Genomic DNA, 14,787 nt, shown 5'->3' on the forward strand with positions numbered 1-14,787 from the left:
GAGTGCGGGCGATTCACGCTCAGGTCAGCGCGGTGTCACCGACAATCCCGGCCTCGACCAGCTTGTCCACCTCGTCGCTCAGATAGCCGAGCTCCAGCAGGATCGCCCTGCTGTCCTCGCCGGGCCAGATCGGTCCGCGCTTGAGCACACCTGGGGTATCGGATAATTGGAAGATCAGCCCGCTGACTGTCATCTGCCCGACCGTGCGATGTTGGAACGTCGCAGTGGTCTGTCGTCTCTCGGCGGCCCGATCGGCGAAGGTTCTCAACACCCAGTCCGGATCGGATATCTCGACCGGCACGCCGGCGGCGTTGAGCCGTTCGAACCAGTCGTGTGCTGAGCCATCGGCGAAGACGGCGGCGAGCAGCGAGGCGAGTTCTGCGTCGTGTTCACGACGTGCCTGCGTAGTGGCGAACAGCGGATCCGTCGCCAATTCGGTGTGGCCGATCGCGGTGGCGAGTGCGGCGAACTGCGGTTCGGTCACCGCGGCCAGGCACAGCCAACCACCGGCGGTGGGGTAGAGCCGGTATAGGGCAGACCAACCGTAGAGCTCGGCATCGACGCACGGCCGGTCGGCGGCCAGCCCACCGTCGGGACTGATCCAGGAGGTCGAGGCGTTTAGCAGCTGTGCATAGAGGATCGAGGTGCGGACGAGCTGGCCCTCGCCGGTGCGGTCGCGGTCGTACAGCGCCTGGATCATGCCGAGCGCGGAGAGGAATCCGTTGCCGGTATCCCCCATCGAGGTGCACGACCAGTGCGGCCGTCCGCCGTTGTCCATGCCGCCGTCCAGCCATGTGGTGCCCGCCAGTGCCGCGCCGGTCTGGTCATTGCCGGGGTGCTGCTGTCGCGGCCCCTGTTCGTGACCAAGGGTGTGGCAGTAGATCAGTCGCGGGTTGATCTGCCGCAACGACTCGTAGTCCACGCCCAGCCGGATCGCGGCGTCGGAGCGCATGTTGTGCTGCACGATGTCCGCCCGTTCGACCAGTTTGAGCAGGATCTCCTTCGCCTCGGGCGCCTTGAGGTCCAATGCGATTGACTCCTTGTCGCGGTTGCAACTCATCGCGATGTGATTGCTGAACCACCACTCGTCGTACATCGTGTTGACCTTGATCACCCGGGCTCCCAGCTGGGCCAGCAACTGGGTTCCCCACGGACCCGCGACGGCCAGACCGAGATCGATAACGGTGACCCCGTCCAACGGCGCCTGCAGAGGTGCGCCGTCCGATGCGGTTTCGACCGCAGATGTTCCCGCGGCGATCAGTGCATCAGCTTCTGCCCGCACCGCGTCGGTGTCGGCACCGCGCACAGGTGCGCCGGTCGGGGTCGTGAATGGGTGACGTTGCAGTTCAACAACTCGCCCGACCTGTCGTATGACACCCACCTGCGGGTCCTCGACGTCCACCACGCACCCGTCGGCCAACAGCAGTGGGTCAAGAAGTGCCTCCTCTGGGGAGCGCACCGTCTGAACCGGCACTCCGACCTGCGCGGCCAGGTCGGTCCATTGTTGCGCGGTGTGCTTGGCGACGGCCTCAGCCATCAGCGGGTCATACATGTGCAGCAGCACCATGTCCTCAGCCATTGGGCTGATTCGCAGATCAGAGTCCTTGGGCGGCACCAAGTCCGATGTCAACTGCATCCCCGACTCGGCGGCGGCGAGCACGAAGCCCGGCAGCGGTACCCAATGGTGCGTCCAGCGGTTATCGGACGTGCGGAAAAAGCCTTTGGGCGCCCGTGGATCGCCGACCCACGTCGCGAACATCGGCGTATCGGGCCGCTCGACTTTGGCCCATCCCCCTAGGGTTCCGACCAGAACGCCGTGCAGCAGCGACGTGTCGACTCGCTGCCCGCGTCCGGTCAGGCCACGCGCACGGATCGCGACGTTGATGGCCACGATCGCGACATAGGCGGCGCCGATGCTGGGCCAGGGCACACCGGTGAACAGCGGTCCGTCCCGATCGGGGCCCACCCATTGACCGTCGGGCAGTTCGATGCCGGGCAGCATTCCGTCGGTGCCTGCCAGGCGTCCCATTGTGCTGCCGACGGTGCCACGCACCTCCCACTGCAGGCCGGTGCGGGCGGCGACCAAAGCGTCGTACCCGGGACGCTGGGTGTCTGGCCCCTCTTCGCCGTAGGGAGTAATCGAGGAGTAGATCAGCCGTGGGTTGATCACGCGCAGGCTGGCGTAGTCAACGCCCAGCTTTTCTGCGGTGCCGGGTCCGTAGCTCTCGATCAGCACGTCGGCGGTGCGCACCAGCGCGTGCAGCCGTTGGCGGTCGGTGTCGCCGGTGAGGTCGAGGACCGCGCTGCGCTTACCGCGGTTCCAGACGCGGTAGCCCGAGAAGTCGGCGAGTGCGTCGGGATGTGGGGACTCGATCCTGGTCACGGCGGCACCATGATCAGCCAGCAGCATTGCGGCCATCGGCCCGGTTATCCCGGTGCTCAGGTCGAGGACGGTGACGGAGTCGAGTACGCCCATGACACCTTTCCTTCTTCGAAGGGCTTGTTTTGAGTGCCCGAAGTGGTGCGATATTCGGCTCTGTCGTGCCGATGAATACAGCTGGCCCAGTGGAGGATTCGTTCCCACAGCACTGCCCGGCCCGGCGCGGAGTTGTGGTTGTGGCCTGCGCCGTCCAGGACGTAGGTGGTGATGTCTGTGGCGGACGGGAACGCCGCGGGAAGTTGGCGCAGGTCAGTGACGAGGTCACGTGACCCCGCACCGAGGAAGAGCGGGACGTCGATCGCTGCCGCGTACACCGACGTGGTTCCGGGGATCATCGCCGCCGTGGCGACCACGGCGAGCAATGCTGTTCGGGCAGCGCCCAGCGCGTCGTGCACCGACGATGGTCGCCGCGTCGCCGCTGACGCCTGCTCCAGGTAGGGCAGCGGCAGCTCGAACTGCTCGCGCGCCGCAGCGACGAGTTCGGCATCTGCGGCGGCGGAGCCCGTCAGCGCGACCGCTGCCGGGCACAGCACCGCAGGCAAACCGTTAAGACCCCAGCCGAGCAGGCACAAGCCGTGGTAGCTGTGGTGGTTGGCCTGTTGGCGCACCAAGAGGTCGGCGCCCGCCGAATGCCCGACCCCGATTACCACCGCGGGGCGCACCGCGTCGATCGCGCCGAGGTTGCCTGCGCGGAGCAGAGCCAGCACTCGGGTGACTACTCCGCTGTGCACCGCGGCGATGCGGCCAGGGGTGAGCAGCCACGCGTCGTCGGGGACGTCGCTCTCGCCGACGCCGGGATGGTCGACGAGCACCACGACCACGCCGCGGTGCGCCGCGAATTGCGCGAAGCTGTAACCCGTTGCTGCCAGATCGAAGTACGCCCGACTCATGGCACCGCCGGCGAAACAAGCCAGCACGATCGGATCCGTGGGTGGGGTAGCGGGCGCGACGATTTCGGCCGCAACGGTGCGGCAGCCGGGCGGAGCCACGTCGGTGACGTCGACGCGGACCGTTTCCCGGACGACGGTAGCGGTGTTCAGAGATTCCATACGCGGGAGGCGTTACCGCTTAGCAGCAGCTGCTGCTCGGGTTCGGTGCCGTCCTTCACAGTGCGCTCGGCGATCTCACGCGAGTTCGGAAACGACGTCACCGGGTGCGGGTAGTCCGAGGACCACATCAAGTTCTCGACACCGAGGATGTTGCGCGCATGCTCGAGGACATAGGGCTCGTCGATATAGGTCAAGAACACTTGGCGGCGGAAGTATTCGCTCGGCAGCTGCTTGAGGCCGGGGAAGTCGTAGCCCTGGCGCGACATCATGTCGTCCACGCCTGCCAGCCACCACGCGACCCAGCCGACACCGGGTTCGACGAAAACGAATTTGAGTTCCGGAAACCGCTCAAACAGTCCGGTCAGTAAAACCTGACCCAAAGCCTCGGCCGTGGACAGCGCGACCATCGGCACGAAGATGCCCTTCTCCGGGGTGGGGTCCCGTCGGGCGACAGTCTCGAGTTGGGTGTTCAACCCGATGTGGCAGCACACCGGCAGCCCGGCGTCGGATATCGCGTGCCACAGCGGGTAGTAGCGGTCGTCCCAGTAGTCGGGCAGGCCGAGTTCGGCCGGAAAGACTGGAAGCTGCAATGATTTGATGCCCGCACTGGCGGCCCACCGAACTTCGTCGACTGCGACGTCTATATCGTGCAGCGGGATCTGCGCCGAGACGATCAGTCGCCCAGGGTCGGGGGAGGCGAATTCGAGCAACGCGCTGTTGAACGCCCGGGTCGCCTCCCGCCACCCTTCCTTGATGTCATAGAGATACCGAAAGGCACTCACCTCGCAGTAGGTGGCCGAGGCGGCCACGCCGTCGCGGTCCATGTCCTGCAGCCGCGACACCGCATCGGTGTGGCCGGACGGAAGCTCCCGGCTGGCATGGCTTGCGAGGTTGTTGCTGCTAGGGCCGTGCAGCCCGTGCTGTTCTCGCCACTTGACGTTGACGTCGGTGCTCAGCAGCGGACCCATGCTCGCCGCGAAGCGCATCAGCGCGTCGTCGTAGTGCCCGTGAAACTTCGGATCCAGAAACGACTTGACCTTGTCGTGACCGATGTCAACGTGGTCATCAGCGGATACCAGGCTGGTGATCATGGTGTGGATTCCTCTCGTGGGTATCGAACGGGCAGTGGATGTTTCAGCCACCGTTGCCGAGGATCGCCGCGCTTTGACCGGAGCAGACCAGGACACGAGCAGCGCCCGGTACCTGGTTGGCGGCCGTGCCCCGGATCTGGCGGACGGCTTCGAGAATGTTGTTCACGCCGTGGATGTACGCCTCACCGAGCAACCCGCCATGGGTGTTGACCGGTAGCCGTCCGTGCAGGCGGATCTGGCCGTCGGCGATGAAGTCCCGGGCCTCACCGGGGCCCACGAAGCCGAACGCCTCCAGGGTCATGAACACGACTGGACTGAAGTTCTCGTAGATCATCGCTACGTCGATATCGGCCGGCTGGTAGCCGGTGGCCTCCCACAGCTGCCGCGCGGTGTAGGCCGCGTGGTCGAAACCGCCGAGTTCGTCCGTGTAGTAGTTGAAGAGCGTGTCACCGCCGTTGAGGTAGCCGGAGGTCGCGTTATCGATCGTCACCAACGGTTTGCGCAGACGTTTGGCGCGATCGGTCGCCGTGACGACAAGTGCCACGCCGCCGTCGCTCTCCTGGCAGCAGTCCAGCAGCCGCACAATGGGCTCGACGATCCAGCGTGAGGCCTGGTGATCGGCGAGGGTGATCGGCCGCTGGTAAAACCACGCCGCAGGGTTGGTCGCGGCATACTCTCGGGCGATCACCGTGTAGCGGCCGAAGTCCTCGTTGGTCAGCCCATATGTGGTCATGTAGCGCTGGAACCACAGCGCATACCACTTGGCTGGAGTGTCCAGGCCGTATGGGAGGTGCCAGTTCATCATCGGCATGACCGCCGCGGATTGTGGCCGGCCGAAACGCCGCCCCGAGCGCTCATTGAAGGCCCGGTAGACGACTACAACGTCCGCGGCGCCGGAAACGACCGCCGCCGCCGCGTGTTGCAGCGTTGCCGCCGAGCCGCCACCGCCGTGGGGTGTGCGCGACAACCACCGCACGTTGGCGATGCCGAGTCCGCGCATCAGGTCGAACTCGTCGTTGTCGTCTTGGACGAAGGTGGTCAGCCCGTCGACATCGGCGGCTGTCAGACCGGCGTCGTCAAGAGCCGACCGCACCGCCTCGCATGCCAGCTGTAGTTCGCTGCGCCCCGATTTCTTGGAGAACTCGGTTTGCCCGATACCCGCGATCGCCGCGCCCGTTCTAGCCATCGCCATGGGATCCTCCTGCCGGCGTCGGGCGGAACTGCGGAAGTCGTACACCCTGCACGTCGGCGAAGGTGACCTGCACATCCAGCCCGACGGCGACCTCGGCCGCGTCGATCTCGACGAGGTTACTGACGATGCGGACGCCCTCGGGGAGGTCGATCACGGCGACGATGCGCCCGTCGTCGTCGGTTGCGTCGGGCCCCTTTGAGACGATCCAGCTGAGCACCGTGCCGGTACCCGCCGATTCGCGCAACCGCCACTGACCGCACCCGCACTTCGGGCATAAGGGCGTGGGTGGATGTTGGATACGACCGCATTCGCCGCAGCACCGCAGCAGGAGGGTGTCGTTGGCGACCCCGGTCCAAAAATATTGATCGTCGGCAGTGGGCTGGGGCGGGATGACACTGAATTGGGCCATCGCGCCCTCCTGCCGCCGCCGTGGCATAGTAGTTACTATGTCACTGGGTCACGCTAGCGCAGGCGACATAGCAGATGCAACGCTCGCTCACCCGTCGGAGTCGGTGCTCGATTGCGCGCTTCGTACACTGCACGACATGCAATCCGAGCCGGGGGCGCGCGACGGCGACACCCGCCGACGCGTCCTTGACGCGGCCGTCGCCTGCATCCTGGAGAAGGGTCTCTACCGCGCCAGTTCAAACGCCATCGCTGAGCGTGCGGCCCTGACGTGGGGCGCGATACAGCACTACTACGGCACGCGCGAGGCGCTGATGCTAGCCGTCCTCGAAGACGCCAACCGGCGCTTTGACCAGCACCTCAAGGCGACATCAGTGGTCGGGGCGACTCTTGAGGACCGAATCACCGCGTTGTCAGACATTCTCGACCGCCATTACGGCACCCCCGAGTACCTCGCCATGACACAACTGGTGCTTAACCTCACACACGACCCGAACACCGCACAGCGAGCAAACGCGGCGCTCGCCGAGGCGAGTGAAAGCGCAAGTCCGGAGTTGCAGCGTCTTATCGACGAGGTCCTCGCCGGCACCGGGCTCGATCAGGCCGACGTCGGCGACGTGTTGTTTCACGGCTTGCGCGGTCTGGCACTGAGCCAAACCATGGTGGAGGGCACCGCCGTCGGGGTGGACAAGACCGTGCCGGCAACGCGCGCTCGGCACATGGTGCGGGCGCTGACACTGTTGTTGACCGAACGCGCCACCGCAGCGCCAGCCGGCGCGGATCCGGCTCGAACGGCTGCAACCTAGCGATGGCGGGGTCCGCCGCCACTTCGTTGACCCGTCCGAAACCAGATCCGGCATTCCGCACGGACGCCATACGCTCTTGTGCTGATGAGTGATCTGGGCAGCGAGAGATCGCGAGTGGCAGCACTACAACAGAATGCCACTGCGCGACGCTTTGAGATCTACTAGACGTAATCGTCGCAGCGCCTGGTCCCCAAGCAGACTTATCATACATATTATTGAGGTTGTACAGTCAGTAGTTGATGAGGAGTTCGCTCGGTCCGTAGGGGTATTTGATGACGCTCGAGCCACGCATTCTGGAGCTTGTCGGCGGCGTCGACTTCGACGTCGACGAGGTCCGGGATCGCTATCGACGCGAGCGTGAGAAGCGATTACGGCCCGACGGTCTCGGCCAGTTCGCCCAAGGCGCACGGGAACTCGTAGATGACGACCCCTACACACCCCGCATAGCGCGGCCATCGGTGCATAACGACGTCGACGTCGTTGTGCTGGGCGGCGGGTTCGGCGGCCTGTTGGCCGGCGCACGTTTGCGCGAGGAAGGCTTCCGGGGTATCCGCATCGTCGAGCTCGGTGGTGATTTCGGCGGCGTCTGGTACTGGAACCGGTATCCGGGCTGTCAGTGCGACGTGGAGTCCTACATCTACTTGCCCCTGCTCGAGGAAACCGGCTACGTCCCCTCCGAGCGTTACGTCTCGGCAACCGAGATCCAAAGCTATTGCGAGCGCATCGCCTACGCTTACGACCTCTATAGCGACGCCCTGTTGTCGACGCGGTTGACCGGACTGCAATGGGATGACAGTGTCGGGCGCTGGCACGTGAGCACAGATCGCGCCGATCATTTCACGGCCCAATATGTCGTGATGGCCAACGGGCCGATCAATGTGCCGAAGCTGCCTCGGATCGCAGGTATCGAGTTGTTCGCCGGGCATAGTTTTCACACCGGCCGGTGGGACTTCGGGTACACCGGTGGTGACAACGCGGGCGCATTGGCCGGGCTGCGTGACAAGCGAGTGGCAATCATCGGCACCGGCGCCAGTGCTGTACAAGCGATTCCACACCTGGGCGAGTGGGCAGGCCACCTTTACGTGTTCCAGCGCACGCCCACGATGGCGGGGCCGCGCCACAACTTTCCGACCGATAGTCGATGGTTCTTGACGCAGCCAGCAGGTTGGCACGAACGGCGGCGCGACAACTTCACTGCATGGTCGATCGGCGCCGACCCTGGCGACGATCTCGTCGACGACCGACTGACGGCCATCTTCAAGCGCGTCCTGACTCCCGAAGTGGTCAGGGTGTCGCGGGCGCTCGGGCGTCGATTGACTCCCGCGGAAACCTCTGAATTGCTTGAGCTACAGAGCTTTTCCCTCGGGGAGGAGCTTCGCCGCGAGATCGACTCGGTTGTCGAGGATCCCGCGACCGCTGCGGCACTCAAGCCGTGGTACCGCATGCTGTGCAAACGGCCGTGTCCTTTCGACGGATACCTGGAAACTTTCAACCGGCCGAACGTCACGCTGGTCGACACCGACGGGCGTGGCGTCGACCGGATCACCCGACAGGGCGCGGTGTTCAACGACACCGAATACCCGGTGGACTGCCTGATCTTTGCCTCCGGCTTCGAGATCGGGACGTCGATCACTAGTCGCATCGGATGCGATGCCGTGGGGACCGATGGGCTTCTGCTCAGTGAGCGGTGGGCCGACGGCCCTCACACGATGCACGGCTTCCTCACCCGTGGATTCCCCAACCTTCTGTTCATGGGCACGACCCAAACAGCGCACCATGCCAACGTCACCCACATGCTCGACGAGCAAGCCCGCCACATCACCCACCTGCTGAGCGAAGTTCGGCATCGCGGGGCGCACGTTCTTGAGGCCACCGATGCCGGCGAAGCGGCCTGGCGGGCCGAGATGCAGCGCAGCGCATCGTCGACACGCTTTGACGCCGAATGCACGCCGGGGTACTACAACAGCGAGGGTGATCTGGACAATCCGTGGGGGATCGTCGCGAACCGCTACGGCGCTGGGCCCGTGCGGTTCTGGGAGATGCTGAAATCGTGGCGCGCCGAAGGAACGCTGGAAGGTATCGAGCTGCGATGACTGTGCCGCAGAAACTGCAGCTGACACTTCCGCAGCTAAGCATGCCGGTCCTGGCCTGGGCACCCGATGGCGAGCGCCTTGCGTTGTGTGTGAACGGTTTTCCCGGTACCTCCTGTGCCACGTCTATTTCCGATGGCGACCTTCGCGGTCGTGGCAACGTCGGCGATCACCGGGCCTAACCGGGGTGTGCATGGGCGGCTTGGGAGCCCGGTACGCACTGGGCATGACGATCGCCTACCTCAGCGCGGCGATCGAGATCCTCGCCGTGGTGGGAACGTTGGCGACCCAGCCGGTAGATGCAGCACGAACGTTGACCGCGCCGGTCAACCTCGCCACGATCGCGGTGCTCGTCGCCGGCGGTGCGATCGCCGCAGGGCTCGGGGGATATCTCAACATCGCCCCGACACTGCGTTGGTATCTGCCGGCACACCGACCCGATGCGGCGCAGCAGCGGGCGGCCGTGCATATCGTGCGGCGCCAATTCATCATCCTCTCGGCGACGTGGGGGGCAAGCGGATTGGTCCTGGTGGCTCTGAACTACCGGACGGGCGTGGCGGCCAGCGTTCTCATCGTGTTGTCGGTGTTTTTCGCCTCGACTGCGAGTGCGGCGTCGAGCCTGCTGTTCGCCCAGCGCATTCTCCGGCCCGTCGTGGCGGCCATTGCCGATGTCGACGCGCAACAGCGTTTCCCGGGGGTGATGCCGCGGCTGGTGATCTTGTGGACGGTGGTCGGTGCGATGCCGAGCGTCGTGACGGTGGTGCTCATCGTGTGCAGGTTCAACGGGTGGGGCATTGCTCGGCACGCCTCGGTCGAAGCGCCGCTGGCGGTCATCGCTGTTGTCGCCTTGCTGGTGGGGATTCCCGCGCTTATCCTGGTCGCGCGGTCGATTGCCGACCCCATCAGTGAGGTCGTCAATGCGATGGCACGAGTGCAGTTCGGCGAGTTGAATGCACAGGTGGCACTATCGGAGCGATCTGAGATCGGTTGGCTGCAAAGCGGATTCAACGAGATGGTCGGTGGGCTGCGGGAGCGCGAAAGGATTCGCGATCTTTTCGGCCGGCATGTCGGCACCGCGGTCGCGGCGTTGGCCGTTGAGAGCGGGATGCCGTCAAAGGGTGAAGTCGCCGAAGTCGCGGTCCTGTTCATCGACCTGGTGAACTCGACAGCGCTCGCCGCGCGGCACCCGCCCGAACAGGTCGCAGAACTGCTGAACGATTTCTTTCGCATCGTCGTGGCGGTGGTCGAAGACCAAGACGGGCTTGTCAATAAGTTTCAAGGGGATGCCGCGCTCGCCGTATTCGGTGTGCCCGACACGATCGAGCATCCCGCAGTCCGTGCACTGACCGCGGCCCGCAGGCTGGCACAGAAGCTGCGGGATCTGTCGGGAGTGGATTTCGGCATCGGAGTGTCGGCGGGCCCGGTGTTCGCGGGCTACATCGGTGCCGAAAACCGCTATGAATACACGGTGATTGGTGATGCCGTCAATGAAGCAGCCCGGCTTGCCGATGAAGCGAAGCTAACGCCCGCCCGCACACTGTGCTCTCTGGCCACTGTTACGGATTCGGGCGACGAAGAGGGACACCGGTGGGTGTCGGCTGGCTCGACACTTCTGCGAGGGCGATCCGAAATCACCCACATGCTGGCACCGCAGAACTGACGGGCAGCACGAGACGGTCAAGGAAAGGGATCAGTGTGAATAACAGAACTGCTGTCGTGATCGGCGGCGCAACCGGTATCGGCTGGGCTACAGCCAACGCCCTCGCCGCCGACGGGTGCACCGTGCTCATCGCCGGCCGTGATGGCGAGCGCGCGCGCCGCCAAGCCGCCGAACTCGGTGAAGGTCATCGCGGCGCTCAGGTCGATGTCGTCGACGAAGCCTCCGTGCAACGTCTGTTCGACTCAGTCGACCGCCTCGACTATGCGGTCAACTGTGCGGGTTTCGGCCTGATGGGCTCAGTCGTGGACATGCCTGCAGAGCAGTTCCGCGACGTGGTCGACGTCTGTCTCAACGGCGCCTTCATCGTGCTTAAGCACGCCGGGCGCACTGTGGTCGATGGCGGTTCACTGGTGTCGGTCACCTCTATCAATGCGCGTCAGCCCGCCACCGGGATGAGCGCCTATTGTGCGGCCAAGGCCGGGGTGGTGATGCTGACCCAGGTCGCCGCGCTGGAGCTGGGTCCGCGCGGTGTGCGGGTTAACGCCGTCTCACCCGGGCTGGTGCCCACGGCAATGACCGAGGCGGTCACCGCGGTGCCCACGATCGCCAACGATTACCTCGCGAACACGGCGCTGGGCAGACTCGGGACGCCTGAGGACATCGCCAGCGCCATCCGTTTCCTGTGCTCCGATCAATCAGCGTGGATGACCGGCGAAGTGCTCGACCTCAACGGCGGTGCGCACCTGAAGCGTTACCCCGACATGCTCGCATACATGACCGGTGCGGCGAGTCTCTAGAACTCAGTAGCCGTATGCGATCGACACCAGCGACCGAATCGCATCACTTACCTGGGCGGGCCGCTCGAGCAGCGACGGCACACCGCTGGCGCCGTGGCCACGCTGGTAGTAGGCGATCACCCGGAAACGACCGCTGAGGTCTCGGATCTGCTCACGCCACACTCCGATGCAGCCGCCGAAACCGCGCACGAGCATCGCCGGCCGTCGTCGGGACCGAACGTCGCCACGGACGACGGTGTGCCATCGGCCGATGCGATCCGTATCGAGCGGCCACGGCGGATGGTCATTTAGCCCACCTGCCGGTCGGTACCCTCCCAGAACGAAGCGCGGACCGCCTTCTTATCGGGCTTGCCCAGGCCGGTCAGCGGGAGCGCATCGACGATGACCACACGTTTGGGAGATTGCATCGAACCTTTGCGTTCCTTGACTGTGCGTTGTATTTCGGCCGTCAGGGCGGCGATGGCATCGTCGTCATGGGGCCCATCCGGGCGCAGCACCACGACCGCGGTGACCGCCTCGCCCCACTTTTCGTCGGGTGCCCCGACGACGCACACCTGGGCGATCGACGGATGCTCTGCGACAACGTCCTCGACCTCGCGCGGGAACACGTTGAAGCCACCGGTGACGATCATGTCCTTGACACGGTCCACGATGTAATAGAAGCCCTCCTCGTCTTCGCGCGCCATGTCGCCGGTGTGCAACCAACCGTCGCGAAACGTCTCTGCTGTCGCGTCGGGCATATTCAGGTAGCCACCCGCCAGAAGCGGTCCGCTGACGCAGATCTCGCCGATCTCGCCACGGGACACCGCGTTGCCGTCGTGGTCGAGAAGTGCCGTGCGGGCGAACAGCGTGGGACGTCCGCACGAGGTGAGCCGCTTGTCATCATGTTCGCCCCGGGCCAGGTAGGTGATCGCCATCGGCGCTTCGGTCTGGCCGTAGTTCTGGGCAAAGATGGGGCCGAAGCGGTCGATAGCTTCCTTGAGCCGGACCGGATTGATCGCCGACGCCCCGTAATACACCGTTTCCAACGAGGACAGGTCACGGGTGTGTGAGTCTGGGTGATCCATCAACATGTACAGCATCGCAGGCACCAAAAACGTTGCGGTGATTCGCTGTTCCTCGATCGTCTTGAGGATCTCGGCGGGGTCGAAAGTCGCCATCACATGCATCTGGCCGCCCTTGATGACGGTGGGCAGGAAGTATGCGGCGCCCGCGTGGGACAGCGGTGTGATCATCAAGAATTTCGGGTTCTCCGGCCATTCCCACTCGGCGAGCTGAATCTGGGCCATCGTGGTGGCGGCCTCACAGGTCATCATCACGCCCTTGGGCTTACCGGTGGTCCCGCCGGTGTAGGCGAGACCGGTCACGTGCTCGGGCGGCAATTCGGCGGCGGTCAAGGGTCGCGGCTCGTATTTATCGGCCTCGGCGTTGAGATCGACTGCGGCAACGCCCGCGTCGGTCAGCTCCGGCGGCACTGGGCCGATCGTCAGGATCTGTTTGAGGCCGTCAACCCCCTCAACGAGTTTGGCCGCGCGCGGAATGAACATCGGATTGGGATCGATGATCAGCGACGTTGCGCCCGCATCGGCAAGGACGTACGCGTGATCCTCCAACGATCCAAGAGGGTGCAACGCAGTGCGCCGGTATCCCTGAGTCTGGCCGGCACCGATGATCATCAGGACCTCGGGGCGATTCAACGCCAGCAGCCCGGCCGTGGCGCCGGTGCCTGCACCGAGGGCGTCAAACGCTTGGATGTACTGGGTGATGCGGGCGGCCATCTGCCCGCCGGTAAGCGTGGTGTCACCCAGATAGAGCACGGGCCTGTCCCTGTGACGGGCAAGGGCGTTGGCGAGCAGGTGGCCCGAGTGCAGGGGGTGGCGCAGCAGTTCGTCGCTCATGCCGGCCATCCTAGCCGTTGATTTTACACATCAACAAATATGTATGACGACTGTCGTGATCGCACTGTGCGGAAGAAGGCGCGAATGCTTCTCCCGTGGTGCGCATGCGTGGACCCATGGTAAGACATGATTTGACATCATGTCCATTGTGTCTAACCAGCCGACTGCCGCCTTTGGGTCGTAACCGACGGCGGGCGCATCGAGGCGATGGGAGCGTCGTGAAGCAGCCTCATGAATTGTTCGACCTGACCAACCGGGTAGCCCTGGTCACCGGCTCGACGAAGGGGTTGGGCCGGGCGATGGCGCAGGCATTCGCGCTCGCCGGTGCGTCGGTGGTGATCAGCAGCCGCGATCAGGAACGTTGCACGGCCGTGGCGACCGACATTCATGAGCAGACAGGCGCGGCGACGGTCGGCGTCGCATGGCACGCGTCTGACTGGGAAGCCGCGCCCGCCATCGTGGAGCGCATCGTCGATGCGTTCGGCACGGTGGATGTGCTGGTGAACAACGCGGGCATCAACCCCGCCTCGCAAAGCGCTGCGGCGGTGTCGCTGGAGTTGTGGCGCAAAGTTTTCAGCGTCGACTTGGAGGGACCTCTGCGGATGAGCCAATGCGTTGCACCGGTCATGCGGGAACGCGGCGGTGGCAGCATCATCAACATCGGATCGATGGCCGCGTACGCCGCCCACTCGCAGTCGGTTGCCTACGGCGCCGCTAAGGCGGCCTTGCGAAGTCTGACAGTGACGATGGCGCATGAATTCGCGGCGTGGGGCATCAGGGTCAATCTGCTAAGTCCTGGCCCGTTCGCCACGGAAATGGTGGCCGGTGCCGAACGCCACCAGCCAGGATTCCTTGAGATGCTCGCCCGCAGCAATCCGCAGAAGCGGGTTGCCACTCTGGACGAGATCGTCGGTCCTGCCTTGTATCTGGCGAGCGACGCCGCCTCCTTCGTCACCGGAGACGACATCACTGTCAGCGGCGGCATGCGCAAGTAGAACAGCACGGCCTTGCTCAACGCGCGTGCGAAGGAGCTGATCAGATCAGGCCATACACTTTGTCCTCAGTGCACGGCGCTGGTTTGAGAACGTGCTGAAAGCTGGCCGCATTGCGGCCAGGTGTTGACGATCGGAATGAATCTGGTGATCGGAAACGGCGCTAAGTCGCCTCGTGCGCAGCTGATGAAAAGCATCGACCTCGAGCTTCTAACCGCGGAACGGATTCGACGGTCGAGGGCACTACTAGACACACTTGTCACAATGTATGCTCTTGCGCGAGCATGGAGGTCACCCCTTGGAAACGTGCACCGCTGAATTCGCTCGGCTGTCGGCGCCTTTGCACGGAGTCCGGTGCGACGGAAAT

Annotated in this window: 12 protein-coding genes; 5 read left to right on the plus strand and 7 right to left on the minus strand. The window is 64.6% G+C overall.

Features of this window, described 5'->3' with window-relative positions:
* Positions 1-19: 19 nt before the first annotated feature.
* From OQ789_RS11985 to OQ789_RS12005, 5 genes are read right to left on the minus strand one after another with little or no spacing between them, the layout of a single operon-like run.
* On the minus strand, positions 20-2,476 hold the full coding sequence (locus OQ789_RS11985; protein ID WP_324685971.1) for a CoA transferase: 2,457 nt from the start codon (positions 2,474-2,476) through the stop codon (positions 20-22).
* On the minus strand, positions 2,440-3,489 hold the full coding sequence (locus OQ789_RS11990) for a hypothetical protein (protein WP_324685973.1): 1,050 nt from the start codon (positions 3,487-3,489) through the stop codon (positions 2,440-2,442). The genes OQ789_RS11985 and OQ789_RS11990 overlap by 37 nt, the downstream gene beginning before the upstream one ends.
* Positions 3,477-4,580: an amidohydrolase family protein gene (locus OQ789_RS11995; RefSeq protein WP_324685975.1), complete on the minus strand. Its 1,104-nt coding sequence runs from the start codon at positions 4,578-4,580 to the stop codon at positions 3,477-3,479. Before OQ789_RS11995 ends, OQ789_RS11990 begins: the two co-directional genes overlap by 13 nt.
* Before the next feature lie 43 nt (positions 4,581-4,623).
* Positions 4,624-5,766 carry a thiolase C-terminal domain-containing protein gene (locus OQ789_RS12000; RefSeq protein WP_324685977.1) on the minus strand — a complete coding sequence of 381 codons (1,143 nt, stop codon included), beginning with the start codon at positions 5,764-5,766 and terminating at the stop codon, positions 4,624-4,626.
* Positions 5,759-6,181 carry a Zn-ribbon domain-containing OB-fold protein gene (locus OQ789_RS12005; protein WP_324685978.1) on the minus strand — a complete coding sequence of 141 codons (423 nt, stop codon included), beginning with the start codon at positions 6,179-6,181 and terminating at the stop codon, positions 5,759-5,761. The genes OQ789_RS12000 and OQ789_RS12005 overlap by 8 nt, the downstream gene beginning before the upstream one ends.
* Before the next feature lie 136 nt (positions 6,182-6,317).
* On the opposite strand from OQ789_RS12005, the gene OQ789_RS12010 reads away from it, so the two are divergent.
* The 4 genes from OQ789_RS12010 (at position 6,318) to OQ789_RS12025 (ending at position 11,530) form a co-directional block, all read left to right on the plus strand.
* On the plus strand, positions 6,318-6,983 hold the full coding sequence (locus OQ789_RS12010; protein ID WP_324685979.1) for a TetR/AcrR family transcriptional regulator: 666 nt from the start codon (positions 6,318-6,320) through the stop codon (positions 6,981-6,983).
* Between the two features lie 482 nt (positions 6,984-7,465).
* Positions 7,466-9,076, plus strand: coding sequence for an NAD(P)/FAD-dependent oxidoreductase (locus tag OQ789_RS12015; RefSeq protein ID WP_324685980.1), 1,611 nt, complete (start codon positions 7,466-7,468; stop codon positions 9,074-9,076).
* Between the two features lie 310 nt (positions 9,077-9,386).
* A complete protein-coding gene (locus tag OQ789_RS12020) occupies positions 9,387-10,733 on the plus strand; it encodes an adenylate/guanylate cyclase domain-containing protein (protein WP_420716103.1) in 1,347 nt (448 codons plus the stop codon).
* Between the two features lie 35 nt (positions 10,734-10,768).
* Positions 10,769-11,530, plus strand: a complete 762-nt coding sequence (locus tag OQ789_RS12025; RefSeq protein WP_324686069.1) for an SDR family NAD(P)-dependent oxidoreductase — start codon at positions 10,769-10,771, stop codon at positions 11,528-11,530.
* A 3-nt stretch (positions 11,531-11,533) separates the two neighbouring features.
* On the opposite strand, the gene OQ789_RS12030 is transcribed toward OQ789_RS12025, so the two are convergent.
* Together OQ789_RS12030 and fadD8 are read right to left on the minus strand one after the other, a co-directional pair.
* Positions 11,534-11,725 (minus strand): alpha/beta fold hydrolase, encoded by a 192-nt coding sequence (locus tag OQ789_RS12030; protein ID WP_324685981.1) that lies wholly within the window; start codon positions 11,723-11,725, stop codon positions 11,534-11,536.
* 92 nt (positions 11,726-11,817) lie between these two features.
* Entirely contained in the window at positions 11,818-13,428 is a 1,611-nt protein-coding gene (gene fadD8 / locus OQ789_RS12035; RefSeq protein ID WP_324685983.1) for a fatty-acid--CoA ligase FadD8, read from the minus strand.
* 236 nt (positions 13,429-13,664) lie between these two features.
* Here fadD8 and OQ789_RS12040 point away from each other — a divergent pair, with 236 nt between their 5' ends.
* Positions 13,665-14,423, plus strand: a complete 759-nt coding sequence (locus OQ789_RS12040) for a glucose 1-dehydrogenase (RefSeq protein ID WP_324685984.1) — start codon at positions 13,665-13,667, stop codon at positions 14,421-14,423.
* The last annotated feature ends 364 nt before the right edge of the window (positions 14,424-14,787 follow it).

Origin of the sequence: Mycobacterium sp. 94-17 (assembly GCF_035617725.1) — a bacterium.
Classification (GTDB): domain Bacteria; phylum Actinomycetota; class Actinomycetes; order Mycobacteriales; family Mycobacteriaceae; genus Mycobacterium.

Coding starts and splice junctions, on each gene's coding strand:
- OQ789_RS12000 (WP_324685977.1), bottom strand. CDS start 5,766: ATGGCTAGAACGGGCGCGGCGATCGCGGGTATCGGGCAAACCGAGTTC.
- OQ789_RS11990 (WP_324685973.1), bottom strand. CDS start 3,489: ATGGAATCTCTGAACACCGCTACCGTCGTCCGGGAAACGGTCCGCGTC.
- OQ789_RS12005 (WP_324685978.1), bottom strand. CDS start 6,181: ATGGCCCAATTCAGTGTCATCCCGCCCCAGCCCACTGCCGACGATCAA.
- OQ789_RS11985 (WP_324685971.1), bottom strand. CDS start 2,476: ATGGGCGTACTCGACTCCGTCACCGTCCTCGACCTGAGCACCGGGATA.
- fadD8 (WP_324685983.1), bottom strand. CDS start 13,428: ATGAGCGACGAACTGCTGCGCCACCCCCTGCACTCGGGCCACCTGCTC.
- OQ789_RS12030 (WP_324685981.1), bottom strand. CDS start 11,725: ATGCTCGTGCGCGGTTTCGGCGGCTGCATCGGAGTGTGGCGTGAGCAG.
- OQ789_RS11995 (WP_324685975.1), bottom strand. CDS start 4,580: ATGATCACCAGCCTGGTATCCGCTGATGACCACGTTGACATCGGTCAC.
- OQ789_RS12010 (WP_324685979.1), top strand. CDS start 6,318: ATGCAATCCGAGCCGGGGGCGCGCGACGGCGACACCCGCCGACGCGTC.